The 19092-nt window shown below is 59.9% G+C and carries 18 protein-coding genes; 6 read left to right on the top strand and 12 right to left on the bottom strand.

The annotated features are described in order from the left end of the window. Positions 1-78: 78 nt before the first annotated feature. Complete coding sequence (locus EGH25_RS03860) at positions 79-870, top strand: DNA polymerase sliding clamp (RefSeq protein WP_266086332.1); 792 nt, start codon at positions 79-81, stop codon at positions 868-870. Next, entirely contained in the window at positions 871-1986 is a 1116-nt protein-coding gene (locus EGH25_RS03855; protein WP_266086331.1) for a DNA primase large subunit PriL, read from the top strand. On the opposite strand, the gene EGH25_RS03850 is transcribed toward EGH25_RS03855, so the two are convergent. Further along, positions 1977-2153 (bottom strand): hypothetical protein, encoded by a 177-nt coding sequence (locus tag EGH25_RS03850; protein WP_266086330.1) that lies wholly within the window; start codon positions 2151-2153, stop codon positions 1977-1979. The genes EGH25_RS03855 and EGH25_RS03850 overlap by 10 nt on opposite strands. A gap of 86 nt (positions 2154-2239) precedes the next feature. On the opposite strand from EGH25_RS03850, the gene EGH25_RS03845 reads away from it, so the two are divergent. Beyond that, positions 2240-2590, top strand: a complete 351-nt coding sequence (locus EGH25_RS03845) for a hypothetical protein (protein ID WP_266086329.1) — start codon at positions 2240-2242, stop codon at positions 2588-2590. Here the strand turns inward: EGH25_RS03845 and EGH25_RS03840 are convergent. Beyond that, positions 2587-3825: an RPA family protein gene (locus EGH25_RS03840; RefSeq protein ID WP_266086328.1), complete on the bottom strand. Its 1239-nt coding sequence runs from the start codon at positions 3823-3825 to the stop codon at positions 2587-2589. The genes EGH25_RS03845 and EGH25_RS03840 overlap by 4 nt on opposite strands. After that, complete coding sequence (locus EGH25_RS03835) at positions 3815-5083, bottom strand: Single-stranded DNA binding protein (protein ID WP_266086327.1); 1269 nt, start codon at positions 5081-5083, stop codon at positions 3815-3817. The genes EGH25_RS03840 and EGH25_RS03835 overlap by 11 nt, the downstream gene beginning before the upstream one ends. A gap of 82 nt (positions 5084-5165) precedes the next feature. Between EGH25_RS03835 and hemC the strand changes: the two genes are divergently transcribed. Together hemC and EGH25_RS03825 are read left to right on the top strand one after the other, a co-directional pair. Then, positions 5166-6059: a hydroxymethylbilane synthase gene (gene hemC / locus EGH25_RS03830; RefSeq protein WP_266086326.1), complete on the top strand. Its 894-nt coding sequence runs from the start codon at positions 5166-5168 to the stop codon at positions 6057-6059. Then, complete coding sequence (locus EGH25_RS03825) at positions 6056-6784, top strand: uroporphyrinogen-III synthase (RefSeq protein WP_266086325.1); 729 nt, start codon at positions 6056-6058, stop codon at positions 6782-6784. Before hemC ends, EGH25_RS03825 begins: the two co-directional genes overlap by 4 nt. A gap of 6 nt (positions 6785-6790) precedes the next feature. Here the strand turns inward: EGH25_RS03825 and EGH25_RS03820 are convergent, their stop codons facing one another. From EGH25_RS03820 to EGH25_RS03785, 8 genes are all read right to left on the bottom strand, one after another. Further along, positions 6791-7558: a DUF6114 domain-containing protein gene (locus EGH25_RS03820; protein ID WP_266086324.1), complete on the bottom strand. Its 768-nt coding sequence runs from the start codon at positions 7556-7558 to the stop codon at positions 6791-6793. 51 nt (positions 7559-7609) lie between these two features. After that, positions 7610-8509 carry a hypothetical protein gene (locus EGH25_RS03815; RefSeq protein WP_266086323.1) on the bottom strand — a complete coding sequence of 300 codons (900 nt, stop codon included), beginning with the start codon at positions 8507-8509 and terminating at the stop codon, positions 7610-7612. A gap of 122 nt (positions 8510-8631) precedes the next feature. Beyond that, complete coding sequence (locus tag EGH25_RS03810; protein WP_266086322.1) at positions 8632-10092, bottom strand: COG1361 family protein; 1461 nt, start codon at positions 10090-10092, stop codon at positions 8632-8634. Positions 10093-10270: 178 nt separating this feature from the next. Beyond that, a complete protein-coding gene (locus EGH25_RS03805) occupies positions 10271-11263 on the bottom strand; it encodes a hypothetical protein (RefSeq protein ID WP_266086321.1) in 993 nt (330 codons plus the stop codon). 83 nt (positions 11264-11346) lie between these two features. Next, positions 11347-12186, bottom strand: coding sequence for a hypothetical protein (locus EGH25_RS03800; protein WP_266086320.1), 840 nt, complete (start codon positions 12184-12186; stop codon positions 11347-11349). Positions 12187-12262: 76 nt separating this feature from the next. Further along, on the bottom strand, positions 12263-13129 hold the full coding sequence (locus EGH25_RS03795; RefSeq protein WP_266086319.1) for a hypothetical protein: 867 nt from the start codon (positions 13127-13129) through the stop codon (positions 12263-12265). 117 nt (positions 13130-13246) lie between these two features. Continuing rightward, positions 13247-14137, bottom strand: coding sequence for a hypothetical protein (locus tag EGH25_RS03790; RefSeq protein ID WP_266086318.1), 891 nt, complete (start codon positions 14135-14137; stop codon positions 13247-13249). Between the two features lie 274 nt (positions 14138-14411). Continuing rightward, entirely contained in the window at positions 14412-17210 is a 2799-nt protein-coding gene (locus EGH25_RS03785; protein WP_266086317.1) for a hypothetical protein, read from the bottom strand. Between the two features lie 431 nt (positions 17211-17641). On the opposite strand from EGH25_RS03785, the gene EGH25_RS03780 reads away from it, so the two are divergent. After that, positions 17642-18805 (top strand): thiolase family protein, encoded by a 1164-nt coding sequence (locus tag EGH25_RS03780; RefSeq protein ID WP_266086316.1) that lies wholly within the window; start codon positions 17642-17644, stop codon positions 18803-18805. A gap of 12 nt (positions 18806-18817) precedes the next feature. On the opposite strand, the gene EGH25_RS03775 is transcribed toward EGH25_RS03780, so the two are convergent. Continuing rightward, positions 18818-19069, bottom strand: a complete 252-nt coding sequence (locus EGH25_RS03775; RefSeq protein WP_266086315.1) for a hypothetical protein — start codon at positions 19067-19069, stop codon at positions 18818-18820. Between the last annotated feature and the right edge of the window lie 23 nt (positions 19070-19092).

The following is a 19092-nucleotide window of genomic DNA, read 5'->3' as shown; positions in this document are numbered from 1 at the left end:
GAAGACCGGGGTGGAAAAGCCTGCAGTGGAAAAGACCGCAGTGGAAAAGACTAATACGCGCGCGGGCGACGAAAACGTATGTTCCGCTCCGAAATCAACGCCGGGCTGTTGAAATCATCCGTTGATACGGTGAGCGTCCTCGTCGACGAATGCAAGGTACGTTTAGACGAAGAAGGTCTCTCGATAAAGGCTGTCGACCCCGCTAACGTCGGCATGGTCGAACTCGATATACCCGCCGAATCGTTTGAGTCGTACGAGGCGGACGACGAACTTCTCGGTCTCAACCTCGTCCGTTTCGAGGATATCGTCGGCATGGCGAACAAGGGCGACACGATCGTCATGGAACTCGACGAGGAGACGCGTAAGCTCACCATCCGTATAGACGGTCTGCGTTACACGCTTTCGCTCATAGACCCCGACTCCATACATCAGGAACCGAACGTCCCCGACCTCGACCTACCCGGAGATATAGATGTCGCGGGGCGCGAGCTGAGACGCGGTGTGAAGGCGGCAGGGATGGTAAGCGATCATATGGCTTTCGGTGTCTCCGAGCAAAGCTCGGATGGCGCGTCGACCGGGTCGACGGATGTCTCCGACGACGGCACGTTCTACATGCGCGCCGAGGGCGACACCGACGACGTACGTGTCGATCTCGGCGAGGACGACCTCATCTCGCTCGACACGGGCGGGGAAGAAGCGGAGTCGCTTTTCTCGCTCGACTACCTCGACTCTATGGCGAAGGCGATACCCAACGACGCCGCGGTGGCGGTCGAGGTCGGCGACGACTACCCCGTAAAGATGAACTTCGAACTCGCGGGCGGCGACGCACACGTCACCTACCTGCTCGCACCGCGTATCGAGAACGAGTAGATGGTCTCAACGCTCCTCGCACGTTACCCGTTCTTCGAACCGGCGCGCGAGGAGGTGGCGGAACGCGCCGACCAGCTCGTGGATGTCGTAGACGACGAGGTTCTGGGGCGCGCCGAGGAACGTGTCACGATGGCGTTACGTGAGGGAACCACCGGGGACGTAGGGATACCCGACGGTGTGCCTGCGCACGTCGAGCTTTTCTCGTACCCCGTAGCCCGCGCGGTCGTAAGTATCGTCGACGAACATCCCGTGACACGGCGTTACGCGTGGGCGGAGTCGGTGACGGCGCGCGACAGGTTTAGGGACGACCTGAGCGAGGAGGAGAAACGCCGGCGTTCGGACAAACGCGACGCAAAGACAGCGGGTGGAGACGGTAGACGCGCCGTCTTTAACGACGTGGTCGACGAGTTCGGTCTTGAGGTAAGGAGGGAGGACGACGGTGTAAGTATGGAGGTCGGCGACTTCCTCGAACTCGCTTCGGGGATGTCGGACGAGGAGTGGAAGCTCGTAAACAGGGAGGTCACCGACGGCTGGGTACGCGTGACGCGCGACGACGTTCTCGAACTTTCGCGCGAAGCCGTCCGTGAGCGCGTCGCCGACGGTCTGCCGCTGTTCGTCCCTGAGGAGGCGCGCGATGCTGTAGCTCCCGCCGTTGAGAACGTACGCGAGGTCGTTGCGGACGCGGATATAACGACGGAGATAGACCGTGTCGAGGAGACGGAGTTCCCGCCGTGCATGAAGACGTTACTCGCAGAGATACGTGAGGGCGAGCATCTCGAACACCACTCGCGTTTCGCTATCACTTCGTTCCTTACGAACATCGGTATGGAGACAGACGAGATAATAGAGACGTACGAGGTCAACCCCGGCTTCGGCGAGGAGGTGACGCGTTACCAGACCGACCATATACGCGGCGACACGGGACCCACCGAGTACACCTGTCCGTCGTGTTCGACGATGGTAACGTACGGTGACTGTAGGAACAAGGACGAACTCTGTGAAACCATCAGCCATCCCCTCGGATACTACCGCAAGAGGTTAGAGGCGCTCGACGACGAAGAAGGGGACGGCGGGGAAGACGACGAGGAGGGCGGCGACGAAGACGGTCAGGAGTAGGTCTCGTCGGCGATGATGTAGCCCGCCACCCCCGATAGGAGTATAAAGACGAGTATAGCCCCGACTGTTCCAGCCTTTTCGAAGCCCACGGAGCCTACGACTGCGAGGAGGGCGACGAAGACCGCCACGACACCGAGCGTAGAGCCTATCTCCACGGTCTTGGACATACGGTTCCGTCGGCGTTGCCGTCGCATAATACTGACGGTAGTGTGCCGCGTAAGCTATATACGGTTAGCGCCGGTACTAACTGTGTATGGACTGTCCGGGCTGTGGAGAGAAGATATACGAGGAGGAACTCATAGACGGAGCCTGCCCTCTCTGCGGACGGGATATTGAGGACGACGACGGGCACGACGGTAGTATAAACGAGATCGTGGAGATGTTCGAGACCGCCGAAGCCGTCTCTATGAACGCCGAGAGGGAGTCGGTTGAACGTAGCTTCGTTCTACACGTCTCGCCGTCGCTCGCAGACAGGCTGAAGCCCAAGAAATGTAGCGCATGCGGTCGGTGGCATCTCAGGGTGGGTGAGAAGGACTACCACGTCGAGACGGACGGCTATCAGGGGAGTCTCGACGTACGTTACCTGTGTCGTCTCTGTACTTAAAGCGGCTTTATGCGGTCGCCGTCGGTGGGATAGCACATTCCTTCGAGAAGGAGGTCTTCAAGAGTGGCTTCGGCGACCTCCTCGTCTACCCCGTTTTGCTCAGCCATCTCTATGATCGTCGACCTCTCGGCTCCCTCCTCTCCGTTCTCGTCCTCGATTATACCCATAACGACCGTCTCGGCTGAGTCGGCTTCGTCCCCGCTCGTAACGTCTTCAGTTTCGTCCTCCTCGGAGGTCTCGCCCTCTTCCTCGTCGGCTATCTCCGCACCGCTTTCGAAGCCGGAACCGAACTCGTCGGCGACCTCCTCGCGCTGTCCTTCGTCCCAGTCCCATTCGCCGACGTCCTCCTGTTCTATATCGTCGAAGTCGTCGGTATCGGTCGTCTGTGTTTCGTCCGGCGTCTGTGTCTCGTCTGTTTCGGCGGTTCCGTCCGTACCGTCGTCGGTTCCGTTCGGCGCGTCGACCGTCTCGGACCCGGAACCTTCGGTCTCGTCCGTCCCTCCCGCCCCTCCGGGCGTCTCCGTCCGTGTCTCGGTGGTTTCTGCGGCGGCTTCTTCGGCGGATGACGTTCCATCGCCGCCTGCGCCGACGCCCGCGGTCGTTTCGACGCCCGCAACCTCTGTCAGAACGTCGCGCGCCTCGCGTTCGAGTTCGTTCAGGTACGACCCGTCGGTACCATAACGGTCGGTAACGTCGCCGAGTTCGTGGAGCGGTGGACGCGTCTCAGGCGTCACGCCCGTACGGAGGTAGTCGCGGAAGGCTTCGACTCGTTTCAGTGTCTCGTTCGCCGTCTCTACGTTCCATCTGTCGCGCGTCTCGGAGTCGACGACGTTGATCCCCTCAGGACGTATGCTGGTGTAGACATCGTCGGAGTCGTCGGGTTCGTATGTCCGCGCCTTGCCCACGACGGCGACGAATGAAGGCGTCTCGGCGTCGGCGAGGAACGAGACTGCGTCGGGCTGGTACTGTCCGGCGTAGACGACGAACGCTCCCGTCGGGTCGGAGACGCGCGCGCGGAGCAGGTCGCCGTCGCCGACGCGTTCTATCTCCGTGAGTACGCCTACGACGAAAAGGCGGTTTATCTTTGCGCCCGTCGGCGTCGCCACGTAGTTGGGCGCGCGTTCGTCGTCGCCCTGCTTGAACGCGTAGTCGGAGCCGTTGTACTCGCGCGCGAAGACGCGCCAAGCGACCTCGCGCGATACGTCCGCCGTCTCGGCGTCGGTCTCAGAACTCATCGAGAACCTCCCGTGCTGTGTCGGCGGGATCATCGTCCGCTTCCTCCATCTCAGAGACGTTCATGTTGGCTCCGTAGTCGCCGACGCTGACGTTTCCGCGTACGCGCCACCGCCGTCCGACGGTGTTGTCGGCGATACTTTCGGTGACGACCGTCTTGTCCATCGCGTCGCGCGCCTCCTCACGTGCATCCTCAAGGCTTCCGCCGTACAGCTCCTCCGTAAGCTCACGTCCGACGACGAGAGTGACCGCTCCCGTGCCGTCGTCGAGTACCGCCTTTGTGCGCATGTCCGACTCGGCGTCAACGTCGCCGTGGACACGGCACTGCCCTTTCTGTACGACGCGTCCGCAGTCGGGGCATCTTTCCACGATGCCCGACCCTTCCTTGACGGTCAGTGCGTTTCCGCGTACGACGACATCGAAGTCACCGCCCTTCTCGACAGCCTCGGCGATATCGGTTTCGGGCGGTGTATGTGAGACATCGATATCCTCGGACGTTTCGACCGTCGTGTACCCGCCCATGTTCACCTGCGGTATACCGCGGTACTCGTTGACGTACGCGTTCTCGACACGTACCGACCCGCCTTCGTCGAGGCTCCTGTTCTCCCAGTCGGTGAAAGGTAGACGTCCCGACGGATCGCCGAACGTCCCTGAGGTTATGGTCGTCTCGCCGTCACGTCCGTTTATCTCCTTCTCCTCCGAATCGACGACGCCGACCTCAACCGTCACCGCCCGGTCGCCGGCTTTGAGCTCTGCAACCGACCGTACACCGTACGGTTCGCGTTCGGGTTCGATGTCAGCGTCCGCGTGGATGACGTCGGCGTCGGAGTCGATGTTTACCTGTGGCTCACCGTCCCACTCACGTACCTCACCCTCGACACGTACGGTGTCGCCGGCTTCGACGGAGAGTTCGTCCCACGCCGTGTAGGAGATGACGCCCGTCTCGTCGGAGAGTTCGCCCTCCGTAATGACCGTGTCCTCGCCGTCGACACGTATCGACCGCGCGCCGGCGGAGACGACGACGGCTTCGGCGGATACACGCGTGTCGTCGGTCGAGAGATCGCCGAGGTCGGCTGTCTCGGCGTCTTCCGGCTCCGCACCCTCGGAGCCGTACCTGCGACGCACGGTACGTTCCGCCTCTTCGAGAGGGACGCTGTACTCCAGCAGGTTCCTGAGGCGTTCCTCAACCTCGTCGGTATCGGCGTCCACCTCCTCGGCGATAGATGCCGCGTGCTCCGAGACGTCTTGGGTGTCGCTCATTGAGGTGGTTTGGTACGGCGAGGTAATAAAGTCAGCGGCGACAACCGTGGCTCCTATGTGACACGCCGGCGTACCGTGGGGCGTGAAGCTCGGAACACGCGGAAGCGACCTCGCCCTCGAACAGACACGGCGTGTGGAAGAAGCACTACCGTACGACACCGACGTTGAGACGGTCGTCGTGGAGACGAGCGGCGACGCCTTCGAGGGTGACATAGCCGAACTCGGTACGCAGGGCGCTTTCGTGCGCGAACTCGACCTACGTGTGGTCGACGGCGAACTCGACGGTGCTGTCCATTCTATGAAGGACATGCCGACGGAGCGCCCCAACGGTCTGGAGGTCGCCGCGGTTCTCGAACGCGCCCCCGAACACGATGTTCTGGTAACCACGGACGGCGACGAACTCGACGAACTCGACGAAGGTTCGAGGGTAGGTACGTCGAGTCGACGCAGACGCGCGCAGTTACTACGCGAACGCGGAGACCTGAACGTCGACCGTCTGCGCGGAAACGTCGACACGCGTGTCGAGAAGGTTGTGGAAGGCGACTACGACGCCGCGGTTCTTTCCGAAGCGGGTCTCGAACAGCTTGGTCTCGACGTCGCGTACAGCCGTCTACCTCTCGACGGCTTCGTACCGAGCGCGAATCAGGGCACCGTGGCTGTCGTCGCCGTCGACGGTACGGACGCCTTCGACCGTCTCGCCGAGGCGGATCACAAAAAGACGCGCGTCGTCGCCACCGCCGAACGTACGGTTCTCTCACGCGTCGGAGGCGGATGTATAGCGCCTATCGGCGTCCACGCACGTATCGAGGGCGACCGTATACGTATACGCGGTGACGTTCTTTCCGGAGGCGGCGACGAGTCGGTAAGCCTCGAACGCCGTTACCCCGCGGAGTCGTACCTCGAAGGCGCGCGTGAGATGGCGGGTGAGATGGTGGATCGCGGCGCTGACGAACTCCTGAAGGAGGCTTCGGCGTGAGCGACGAGGACGACACGCCGCGTGTCGCCTTCTTCAGACCCGACGACGCACGCGCGGAGAGAGCGAAGACCAGGGCGCGCCAACGCGGACTCGTGCCTTTGAGCGACCCTCTTCTCGAAACAGTCCCGACGGGTGCGACACCCCGTACGGACGCGGGGTTCGTTGTTCTGACGAGCGTCACGGGCGTAGAAATAGCCGCCGACGACATACGCGGCTCCGACGCCACCGTCTGCGCGATCGGTCCTAAGACGGCGGAGGCGTTACGTGAAGCAGACGTAGAGGTCGACGTCGTCCCCGACGCGTACACGAGCACGGGTCTCGTTGAGGAGTTAACCGGGCGCGTCGACGGCGCGCGCGTCGAGGTAGCGCGTAGCGACCACGGAAGCGACGAACTCATCGACGGTCTTTTCGACGCCGGCGCGTACGTCCACGAGACGGTTCTGTACGGGTTGCGTCGTCCCGAAGGCGGCGGGGAGGAGACGGCGCGCGCCCTCGAAGACGGAACCGTCGACGCCGTTCTTTTCACGTCATCGTTGACCGTCGAGTATCTCGTCGACGCCCTCGAAGAGACGGGCGTCGGGGTTACGGCGCTCGACGGTGTCGGTGTCTACGCCATAGGCGAACCGACACGCCGAACCGCGGAGTCGGTCGGTATTGAGGTTGACGGTGTGCCTGAGAAAGAGACGTTCGAGAGCCTGTTGGAGACGGCGGAGGACGGCGTCTAAACCCGTCTATCCGTTCTTTTCTTCCGTCTCTGTCGTACCCTCGTTGTCCGTCTCCGTCTGCTTCGGTTCCTCGTCACCGTCCTCAGTCAGGTCTTCGACCCCGCCGGCTGTCTCCGTCTCCGCCTCAGCCTCTTCAGCGCTGAGGTTTTCGTCCGCGCCGACTTCTTCGGCTTCCTCGGCATCAGCCTCCGCCTCGACGTGCGCATCGCCCTCTTCGTCCAAGGTCAGATCATCCACCTCAACGTCGTCATCGGAGTCTATCTCACCCTCGTTAACCATCTGCTCGTACTGCTGTGCCTTCTTCCTTAGCTCCTCGACACCCTGTTCCTCTGCGTCGGGGTCGAGTTCGACCGTCTCCTCCTCCTGTATCCACGCGACGCAGAGCGAACCGCCGACCATTCCGACGAAGGTTCCGACGCCCATTCCGCCGAAAGTGCCGCCGACGATCGACAGTATCGCCATCACGATGCCGGTCATACCCGCGAGCGTCGATATCTGGGGATGCGTGATAGACGCGACGCCGCTCAGGAAGGTGAAGAACGCGAAGACGAGACCGATGAGACCGATCAGTTCACCCGTTCCGCCCGTGAACGCGAAGTTGTCGAGCGTGTAGAACGGTATGTATCCGAGGAGCAAACCCGAGAGCATCAGAAGGACGCCGCCCCAGAACGGACGAACCGCGCGCCAGTCGTCGAACTTAGCCTTGTACGCCGCGTACCTCCGGTACGTCTTGAGTATCGGCTTCCCGATCGCTATTACTGCTGATGATGCCATCTTAGTTTGTTATAGTTGCGTTGGTACAAAAGAGTTGTTACGGTGCCTGTACTACGGGTTGTTACCGTGCGGGCACTGGCTGTTGTCCGCGACCCTCGGCGTTATACCGACGCTGGCTGGCGGATTACTCCTGTCGAAGTACTTCAGGGAGAGCTGTACGTTGGGTAGTGTAAGCTCATCGAACGCGATGAAGTGTGCGCGCGCAGTGGCGTTGATTATACTCGCGTCCGCACCGCCGTCACCTTCACCCTCTATGCTGAACTCGCCGGGTTCCGCGTTATCGTCTATAACGCTGTCACCGGGGCTACTGTCGGGGTTGTAGAACCTAGGGTTACTGCTCTGGTCGGTATAGAACTCCTGAATTACGGCGTTCTTTATAACGAGGTCGCCAGCTTCGAGACCGGTTAGGTAAAGCTCCGCATCACCGAGGCTAATAGGGGTGCTACTCGGTGCCGACTGGTTTATCTTTATCCTGAACGTGTCCACGTTGTTCGTAAAGTTCAGGTTCGGAATCGCCATGTCCTTCACGAAGACGAGGTTCTGGTTGCTCGGTATCTCCGCGTTACCGACCTCACCGCGTAGCTGGGGCAGAGATGTAGCGGAGCTACCCGCGCTACTACGACCTTCCTGAAAGTCAAGTTTACTGCCACCCTCGGTACTACTACACGCCGCCGTAGGACCGAGTGCGGGATAGATCGCTATGTCGGAGCCGTTTAGCTGTCCTATCTCGGCTGTGAACCCCCCGACCCCCGCAACGCTGAGCGCCACAGTGCTCATCAAGCCTGAGGAGACGAGAATCACAAGGAGAACCACACCGACGACCGAGCTTCCGATGGAGCTGAGGAAAAGCCTTCTCGACGTCCTCGACCTCTTGACAGTCTGCCTGTCTACGTGTCCCTGCCAGTCCTCCTGCTCCTCCCTGATCTGTTCGAGTTCATCGTCGTCAAACATGTCTATCTTCTCCGTTCACCGGTGCCCCATACGGTGAACGTGTTTCAGCCGGTGAATGAGTTTCCTGCGTATGCCGTTTATCGACGTACGTGTTTATAAAACTTACCCATGTAAATCGCACGTTAGTCTAACCCGTCGACGCCGAGGGTGGCGTCGACCGTCGGTACGTCGGACGGCGTCGCCTCGTAGTCGAAGGAGACACCGACGCTCTCGCCGGCTTCGACCGTGACGTTTCGGGAGGCGACCGTCGAGTTCTCGCCCCCATCGTCGGTGACGTTCATGTAGACGCGCCAGTCGCCCGTCGCGTTTCCGACATTTGTCACGTTGAGGTCTACGGAGAACGTGTCGCCGACCTCCAGCGCCGTGTCGGGGTACGTGTCGATGACCTCTATGGTGGGTTCGGCTTCGTCGGTGGCGTTCGCCCCCTCTCCCGTCCCTGCCTCCGATCCCTCGTCGGTTTCAGGCGCGTCGGAGCCGGCTCTTTCCGCCGTGAAACGGGTTGCGAAGCCCGGAACGTCGGGGGGAGCCACCTCGTACGTGAAGTTGATACGTGTGGTGTTACCGGGTTCCAGTGTCGCGTTCTCCGTCCTGACCGTCCTTTCCTCGCCCGAAAGGACGCGCATCGAAACCGTCCACGAGCCTGTCGCGTTGCCCGTGTTGGTGAGGTTGAGAGACGAGGTGAACACGTCACCCACCTCCAAGCTACGGTTTGTCTCCTGGAGCGACGAGCTGAGTATACCGAGCTGAGCCTGTGGCTCCGGCTCCGTGCCGGTGTTGCGGGGGTAGCCGACCGCCTCGGTAACGTCGCCGTCGGTGAACCTGCGCGTCGCGTTCGACATCGTTCTGAGGCTGTCGCAGTCCTGCGTACCCGGCATCGTCATACCGCCTTCCTCTGCGACGGAGCCGTTGACGCCTATGTCGGAGATGTCGACGTTACCGAAGGCTATCTGGTAGACGACGGCGCGACCGTTACTGAGCGCGAAGCCGCCCGACGCGTTGATCGCGAACCCCGTCTCGACGCGGCTAAAGTTGGTCGAGTTGGGATCCGACGCGTCGGCGTACATGTCCGCGGCGGTCGCGGGCGAGCCGTTCTCACCCTCGACGTTCTGTTCGAAGATCGTCGCGTTCTGGAGCCGGACGACGTCGGATCGGAGGTTGGTAAGCCTGAGTTCGAGATCCTGCGCGGTTATGTTGGTGCCGTTACCAGCCTCGCTAACGACGTTCACGGAGAAGCCTTCGGCGACACCTCCGGGAAGGGGTATACCCTTGGTGACACGGAAGCCGTCCTGTATCACAGCACGTCCGTCGAGCGTCGCCATAAGCTGGGGGGCTGAGTCGCATTCGGACTGAGAGCCGAGAACCGGGTAGACGGTACCGCTCGGTGCGGTTACGTCGCTGAACTCGACGACAAAGCCGCCGATTCCGACCCCCGCCGCGCCGATAGCGCCGAGCGACAGCGCGATTATGAGAAGCAGAACGAGGAACGTCGTCGCGGCTCCGAGCACACCTGAAAGCCTGCGTCGGTCTATCTTCCCATCCTCTCGGTATGTCAGGATGACGTTGTCCGGCTCTTCGGATGACACGTCTATGCTCTCCCGAAAATTAGCTTCGATACCGTATAAGTCTTAGGTAGCGCCTACGGCGTGGCTGTCGCTGTTCTCTAAAAGCGGAAGAAACCGCCTCCGAGCCAGCCTCGGAAAGCTACGTCACGTCGCGTGGCGACCGGTCGTCAGAGGTTGTTTTCTGCTGTGCTACGCTACGTTAGGGCTGACTGAACGGTAGGCTCTGCGTGTTGTTGTTGGACCGCGGACTCTTACCGTCGTCCTCGGTGACAGCTGTCTCGTCGTCAAGCTGTATGCCAGCCTCGGAGGTGCTGGTCATATCCGTCTGGTTGCCGGTGTACGGCTGGTCATTAAGCTCAGCGTAGTCACTGAGAGCGTGGCAGTCGCTCTCAGTAGGTGTGCTGGGACTGACGACCGCGTTGTCCGTGTTGTTGACGATCTGGACGGCGAGGTTGATGTCCTGGAGGTTGATGGAGTCGAACGCAACCTGATGCGCCGCCGCGGTACCGCCGAGTATCTCGAAGCTACCGGCGGAGATACCAAACTCAGTCTCGCCCGCGAAGGAACCTGAGCCTATAGTATCAGTCGCGTTTATGCTTGAGGACTCGTTCAACGCATCTGCGCGCTCGTACGAATCCTCAGGACTGTCACCGAGGTTCCCTGTGGAGAACTCGGCTATGTTACCATCACCGAGGTTGAGCGAATTCGCCTCAAGCGCCGATAGGCGGAGGTCAAGGTTCTCAGCCTCTATCGGACTCGTATCCGAGCCGTTCGCGGCGATCGTTATCCGTGCGAAGTCACCATCGTACCACAGGTTGCTTGGGAGCGGTAGGTCCTTGAAGAACTCAACCGCTGGTGTCCCTTCACTGGTGGATGTTATCTCAGCGGTACCAGCAAGCGTAGCCTCAAGCTGGGGTGCTTGTGTACATGCCGCCTGTTCACCGAGAACCGGGTATATCGACGCATCGCTGGTCGTATTGACCTTGTCGAAGTTCGCCACGAAGCCTCCGAGACCGACACCCATTGCGGCACCAACCATACCCAGCGATAGCGTTACTATGAGCAACACCATCGTCGCTGTCGTCGCCGCGCCCATGATACCGGCGAGGCGACGACGGTCTACTTCACCGTCGTCTTCCCTATACGTTACGGTTATCGTACCGTCTTCGAACTCTGTGTCCTTCTTTGACATACAAGGTCACCTCAGTGACCTTAGCCAAGCTATTATAACGACTATTATATAAATCCTTCGCCCCGGTTCGGAGAGCCGGCGGGCTACATCGCGTTTGCGAGCGAGGTGCACGTCCTGTTCCCGGGTTCGACGACGCGCGTCGCGGGGCTGGACAGGTCGCTCTCGTCGTCGATTACGACGAACAGGTCGAGGTTCTGAAGGCTTATGGAGCCGAGAGAGACCTGATGCGCCGCCGCGGTTCCGCCCTTGGGTAGGACGAACGTCTCTGCGTCTATACCGAACTCAGGCACGCGCGAGGCGTCTGCGGTCGGGTCAAGGCTTCCGTCGCCAACGGGCGCGAACGAGTCGTTGGCGTCGCCCGTGTCCTCGTAGCTATCGGGACCGAACTCACGTATCTTCGTGTTTCCGAGCTCGATACTGTCGGCGGAGAGCGCCGTGAGACGTAGGTTCAGGTCGGTGACCTCCGTGGGGCTTCCGCCTGAGTCCGCGACTATGGAGACGCGGGCTATCTGATCCGGGGCGAAGTTATCCGGAAGAGGTAGATCCTTGTAGAACGTCACGCCGCCGTCGAGTAACGTGGTTCCGTTGAGGTTCGCCTCCAGCTGGGGCGCGTCGTCGCACGCCGCGTGCGCACCGAGAACGGGGTAGATGTCGGCGTCGCCTTCTGTGTAGCTCACGTTGTCGAACTGTGCGACGAAGCCGCCCATTCCCGGACCCAGGGAAGCGCCGAGCACCATGCCGACGCCGAAGAAGGTGACGCCCGCGACGACGACGAACGCCGAGGCGACGCCGAAGACGGCGGCGAAACGTCTACGCGAGACCGAACCCGGCGGATGTTCGTAGCCTTCGTCGTCGCGTTTGGGACGGAGGCGTCTCTGTGGACGCGGTATCTGTGACGCCTCGTCGCCGTTTCGGTCGTTCATCTATCGGTATACCTGTAGGTACGTGTACCCCACTAACGTTCAACGATACATAACTCTTGGTACCTAAGACCGGGTTTTACAGCTCTATCCCTTCGGGTTCCTTGACCGTGCTCGCCTCGGCGAGCGCGTCACACGTCCTGTTTCCGGGTTCGACGGTGCGGTCGCCGGTCTCCGTCTTGTTGAGTATCTGGACGGCGATGTTAACGTCGTTCAGGCTTATGCCCCCGAAGGATACGAAATGCGCCGCCGCCGTACCGTTCACTATCGAGAACCCCGACGCGTCTATACCGAACTCCGGCGTGGAGGAGTTCCCCGTTGCAGGGTCAAGGGCGCTACGACCGTCGTCAAAAGCCGCCGAGGGACCTTCCGTGTCGATACCGCCCACGGCGTCGTCCGTGGTATCGACGTACGAACCTTGAGCGCCGGGTCCGTCCGCATCGCCGTAGTCACCCGGACCGAACTCGGTTATCTCCGTACCGTTAAGCGACAGCCTGTCGGTCTCAAGCGCCGAGAGCCTGAGGTCGAGTTCGGAAACCTGTATCGGCTTTCCGTTCCTGTCCTGCCCCTTTATACTGATCCTCGCGAAGTCGTCATCCGAAAAGACGCCCGTCGGCAACGGCATGTCCTTGAAGAACTCAACGCCACCCGAAAGGTTCGCGGTTCCTTTCAGACTCGCCTGTAGCTGAGGTGCGTCGGCGCAGGCTGGCTGTTGCCCTACGACAGGGAATATCTCCGCACCTTCGGTCGCGTTTACCTCGCCGAAGTTGGCGACGAAGCCGCCTATACCGACACCGAGGGACGCCCCGACCATACCTATCGAAAAGAACGTTATGATCGCAACCGTAGCCATGGCTGTCGCCACGCCCAAGACGGCTTTGAACCGTCTCCGTGAGTATCTTTCACCCTTTTCATGGGTATAGATACGTTTCGTTCCGTCTGTCATCCGTCTTTCCTTCAGTGTACGCCCCCGAACAGCGCACGAGACTCCGCTTTCATGCCTTTTCAGCCTTCGGTATACCCATAGAAGGTATACCCGCCGGAGACCCGGTACCTTCGTACGTTACGATGGGTCAGCGAGCGAGAGTCCACCGGTCGCGTTGTTCACGTTCGTGAAGTTGCTGGAGGTACTCGCGTCGGCGAGTCCGTCACAGCTACGCTCGGTGGGATTGACGACACGTGTAACAGGACCGTTCTCGGTATCCTCTGACTCATTGAGAATCTGAACCGCGATATTGACCTCATCAAGCGTTATCGAACCGAGCGAGACCTGATGAACCGCGGCGGTGCCACCTTGGGGGAGGTTGAACGAGTCAGCCTCTATGCCGAACTCGGCGGTCGACTGAACGCCGGAGTCAGCGTCGGTTATGTTCCCGCTCGTCTCGGGTAGGACGTACGAGCCGTCAGCGGTGGTGTCGTTGGAACTGTCGCTGTAGCTACCGGGACCGAACTCCTGTATGTCAGCCGAATCTAAGCTAAGCTCCTCGGTTTCGAGAGCCGACAGCCGGAGGTTCAGATCCTCGACCTGTATTCCGTCGGTACCGTTACCGATAATCGTTATACGTGCGAAGTCGTCCTCGTTGAAGGTTGCCGCCTCAGGGAGCGGCAGATCCTTGAAGAACTCGACCCCACCTATGAGTTCCGCGGCGTCGTTGCCTGACCCAGCCAGGCTCGCCTGGAGCTGGGGTGCGTTGTCACACGCCGCGCTGGAACCTATGACGGGGTATATCTGTGCGTTCCCGCCGTCGTACGATACCTCCTCGAAGTTGGCGACGAAGCCACCGATGCCCACACCCATAGCCGCACCAACCATACCGATGCTGAAGAACGTAACCAGAGCTACCGCCATCGCTGTGCCGGCTAACCCCATTATACCGGCGAACCGCCGCTTGTCTACTTCACCTTCGTCCTTAGGTCGTGTATACTCGACCTTTTCTTTTTCTTTGTCTGTCATTGTTGTACACTGTCACCTCTGCGACAGTTGGTCACACTAAAAGCCAACCGTATATAAGTATTACGGCAGACGGGAGTCCGCGGCATTCTGACGACCTATCGCGGATTAGTTCTGAACGCTGGTGAATCGCCGGAGGTACGGGTACATACCTTCTGTTAGTTCTTAGCCGGGGATTGGTCTGCCTCACACGTACTACCACCGAAGTGTGGTTTACCGGGTTCGAAAACCGGATCGCCGTGTGCCATCTGACGTCTGTGGATGGCGACCGAGCCGGTTACTGAGCCCCGTTCCAGGAAACGAGGTGTTCGATTATTTCCAGCCTGGAGTACTCAGAACCGTCTATCTCGCCGGTATCCGACCAGCTGACGAGGCGATCTATCGTGTCAGATCGATTGATCGGTTCATTACCGTTGAAGAACGGACTGTTGCGAGAGTTGTTTCCGTCATTCGCGGCATCTCGCACCAACCTGACGGTAAAGCTATCCACGCCGTAGACCGTACCGTCTTCGGAGAGGTCGTTGCCAGATGTGGTCGCATCCGCGGGCGACGCCTGTCTACTAAGTGTGATCGGGTTTTCGCCTCGGAAGGCTTCACCGTCCACCAACATCGTGAGCGTTATGTTGTACTCCCCGGTGGTGTCGTTCATCTTCCCTGTCAAGGAAGCTTCAAGCCCGTTACGGAACTGTCGCAGGCGTACGGCGTCGAATCCTTCGTCAAACTCAGCCTGTCTCTCGCCGTCCTCTATTATCCGTGTCCTTCCCGTCCGGATCGGGTTCACGGTCAGGTCGTCGAACAGCTCCGTCTCGTTCACGTCCGTTCCGTTCTCCGTGACGTTGAACAGTATCTCAACCTCCTCAACCACCCTGTCGGGGTCGTTGAGTACTATCGCGGACTCGTTGGTGACCGAGAAAGACTCGTCGGGCTTAAACTCTCCCGAGAAGTTCAGGTTGAACTCGGCGCCCCTGTCCTTGGCTCCCTCCACCTCTACCGCTTGCGTGTCTTGGCTTTCGACCGTCGGACCCCGCGTCGACATCGACGCCTCAAACGTCACGGTGTAGTTGCTCAGGTTAGCGTCCCTTGCGATCCCTCCGCTGAGGGAGACTTCGTGCCCATCACGGAACCATGATAGACGTACGGCGTCGAAGCCATCGTCGAACTCAGCCTGTCTCTCGCCGTCCTCAATTATCGGTGTCCGTCCCGTCTGTATCGGGTTCACGGTCAGGTCGTCGAACAGCTCCGTCTCGTTCACGTCCGTTCCGTTCTCCGTGACGTTCAGATCCAGCCGAAGGTTTTCAACTTCCTCGTTCGGGTCGTTGAGCTTCACGGCTGAGGCGTTGGTAATCAGGAAGTCGGAGCCGTTCTTGTACGTGTTCGAGAGGTTTAGATTGAACTCGGATCCGACAACCTCGAGGTTCCCCGTCAGGAAGTCGTCGTCCGTGGAGACGTTGATACCGTACGTGCCGGCGTCCAGTGTGCTCGTAACGTTCTCGAATACCACCGTCTCGTTCTCACCGGGGCTGAGTTGAGAGGTCGTGTTGTTGCTTACCTCAACCCCGTCGGACCGGTTCAGGATTTCGAGGCTCACGTTGTAGGTACTGGAGTTTCCGCCGGGGTTCTCAACCACGGCGCTCACGTTTCCTTCGGTTCCGGTGGAGATGTACGAGGGCACTCGCTGTTCCGCGATGTTTAACGACCCGAGTTCGGAGACGGTCAGCGACCCACTGATTTCGTCGTCCTCGGTAGAGACATTGACGCCGTACGTTCCGACAGACAGCCCGTTCGCCACGTCGTTGAACACGACCGTATTGTTTCCGTCGGATTCGATTTCGGACGTCGTCTTGTTCTCATTTACCACGTCGGTACCACTATCGTTCTCTATCTCAAGATCGACGGTGAAGTTACCCGAGCGGTCTCCGAGGTTTTCGACGGTCGCGTTCACGTCCTTTCCGGATACGTTGAATACGGTTGGCGCATCCCCTTCCCCCGCGATCTCTAGCCCCGTAAGCTGAGACTCCGCCGGTGTGTACTCCTGTGCGTCGGCGTCGAGCGCCTGTAGAATGGGGTAGGCATCAGGACCCGTGACCGTCTCCCACGGGCTCGGGAAGCCGAGTTGGGACATGTTACCGTTGGCGGCGGCACCGACCATCTCCGTGGTGTTCAGTCGGGTTACGTCCGTGGAGTCCTCGTATGATCCGAAGGCTGCATTAGGGAGTGAGGAGTCAAAGTTCCTGTCTGCTATCTTCCCGTCCCAATAGAGGTTGTCCCCGTTTGTACCGGATACACGACCAGCTAACCCACCGTAATCGTCGGTCTTGCCGTTCTTTGGTTCGATAACGGAGGCGGAGTAGGAATCGGTGACGGAGAGTGAGGCGCTCGATAGGTCCTGACCAACTAAGCCACCCACTCTATCCTCACCACTAACGGTTGCGATGGCATATGACTGCCTGATTACGCCGTTATTCTCACCAACGAGTCCACCCGCCTCACCGTCACCGGTACCCGTTGACTCTACGGTTGAGTCCACAACTGCGGACTGTTCTATGGTACCGAAGTTCGAACTCGTTCCTTTGCTGTCGCCGACAATGCCGCCCACCAGGTTGTTGCCGGTGATGTTAGCTTCAACGACGGCGACGTTGGTCACATTACCCCCGGGTTCAAGAACGCCGAACAGCCCAACGCTGTCTTCGTTAGGTCGGTCTATGACCAGACCCTGTATCGTATTGCCTTGACCGTCGAACGTGCCTTTGAACCCCGTGAGTGGAGCGAAGCCTTCGCCGGCGTTCCAAGACGACGCGCCGGACGCATCGATATCGGATACGAGCGTGTAGTTGCTGTGTCGCGCTTCGGTCTGAGAGCCTACGTCAGTATGGTTCGCGTCGATGCACTGGAGTCTGTCGACGTTATCGACTTGGAAAGGGTTCGTTGCGTTACCGTCACCGTCGTATGCGACGCCATCGCATGACGGTGAGTCCGCCGCCGCCGTCCCCGCAAGGGCAAGACCGGCGAGGATGCTCAGACAGAGGACGGTTCCCAGGACGAGCAACAGCCTTTCGATATCGGCTGGTTTACTCACACCGGAACACCCTGTTGTGGTATGTTTCTATCCACCGCGGTCGGTTACCCGCGCCCCGTATAGACCGGGCTGTTTGGATTCCTGTCCGAGAACTATCGGTGACGGTGTTGAGGATATTCGTAACTTTCATCTGTAGAATTCGATCGATACCGAAAACATATTAAACTTACGCTTGGAGGGGTGCCTACACCGGATCGGATCTACAGAAGAGCGTCAACAACCCGATACAGCGGTAGCGTTCAGATAAGCTGTTTTCGCAGGACATGGATTGAATGGTTCTGGCACAGATTAGCCACTCAAACATCCGGACACGGAACGCGGCTTCGAAGAAGACCATCTCACAACGTCTCAATATCGCCTTCGATTCTTATCTGAACACCGCCGATACAGCAGGCGATACGGTTAAGTGAGTTTCCCACAGTGTTCTTGGTATGTCTGAAACACCGGTTATCGTAGAGGCGATAAGGACACCGCAGGGCAAAGAAGACGGCGTCTACGCCGATACGCGCAGCGAGGACCTCGTTGTCCCGCTTTTGGACGAAATCGTGGACCGCACCGGGCTGTCCGGCGAGGACGTTGACGACTTCATGCTCGGATGCGCCCAACAGCGCGAGGAGCAGGCGAACAACGTCGCGCGCATCTGTGCGCTGTTGTCCGAACTCGGGGAGGACGTTCCCGCTACCACGATAAACCGGTGGTGCGCTTCGAGCATGCAGGCGGTTATCTCGGCGAGCGACGCCATCGCTGCAGGTCAGCGCGACTGTGTGATCGTCGGAGGCGTCGAGAACATGTCGCGCGTCGAGATGGGCGGAGCGCAGGAGCATTTCCATCCCGGACTCGCGCAGGACTACAACATGTTCGAACTTGGGATGGGTATGACGGCGGAGAAGGTCGCAGAGGAGTACGACATAACGCGCGAGGAGCAGGACGAGTACGCGCTTAGGTCGCAGGAAAGGGCGCACGATGCCACCGAGAGCGGCAGGTTCGACGACGAGATCGTTCCGATAGAGACGGAGCGCGAGAACGACGACGGAGAGACGGAGGAGATCGTCGTCGAGAGCGATGAGGGTATACGTCCCGGTACGTCGATGGAGAAGCTCTCCGAACTCCCGACGGTCTTCAAGTCGGAAGGAACCGTCACACCGGGGAACGCGTCGCAGATCTCCGACGGCGCGTCGGCGCTCCTCCTGACGAGTGAAGAGTTCGCCGACGAACACGGACTCGACGTAATCGCGCAGGTCGACGACAACAACGTCGCGGGCGTCGATCCGACGGTCATGGGTATCGGTCCCGTTCCCGCGACGCGGGGTCTTCTCGAACGGACGGGCGAGGATATCGAGGAGTTCGGTCTGGTGGAGCTAAACGAGGCTTTCGCTTCGCAGACGCTTTACTGTCAGGAAGAACTCGGTATCGACGAAGAGATATTCAACGTCAACGGCGGCGCTATCTCTCTCGGACATCCGCTCGGTGCGAGCGGCGCGCGCCTCCCCGTGACGCTCGTACACGAGATGCAGAAACGCGACGTCGAACGCGGTCTTGCGACGCTCTGCGTCGGATTCGGTCAGGGCGCGGCGACGACGTACACGTTGAGGTAGGAAGCGGGCGGTCTACTCGTACTCCTCGACGTCGATATCCGACATCACGATTATTAGAACACCCACGACGACGCCCCCGATACCGCCCCAGAGGAGCGTCCCCGAGTTCTCAACGAGGTAGTTCAAGCCGAGTGACTCTAGGAGCATGTCGATGAAGGGTAGGAAGCCGAGACCGAACGAGAGTATGACGAGGACGAAGCCGACCGAGACGAGCAGGTAGCCGAGGGCGGACGAAGCCGCCTTCTCCGTGTCATTCTGCTTCATACCACCACAAGAGGAAGCCAGCT

It is taken from the genome of Halorutilus salinus (genome assembly GCF_026242195.1).
Lineage (GTDB): Archaea > Halobacteriota > Halobacteria > Halobacteriales > Halorutilaceae > Halorutilus > Halorutilus salinus.
Note: the sequence above shows the minus strand (reverse complement) of the source record. Positions and strands in the feature narration are given on the sequence as shown.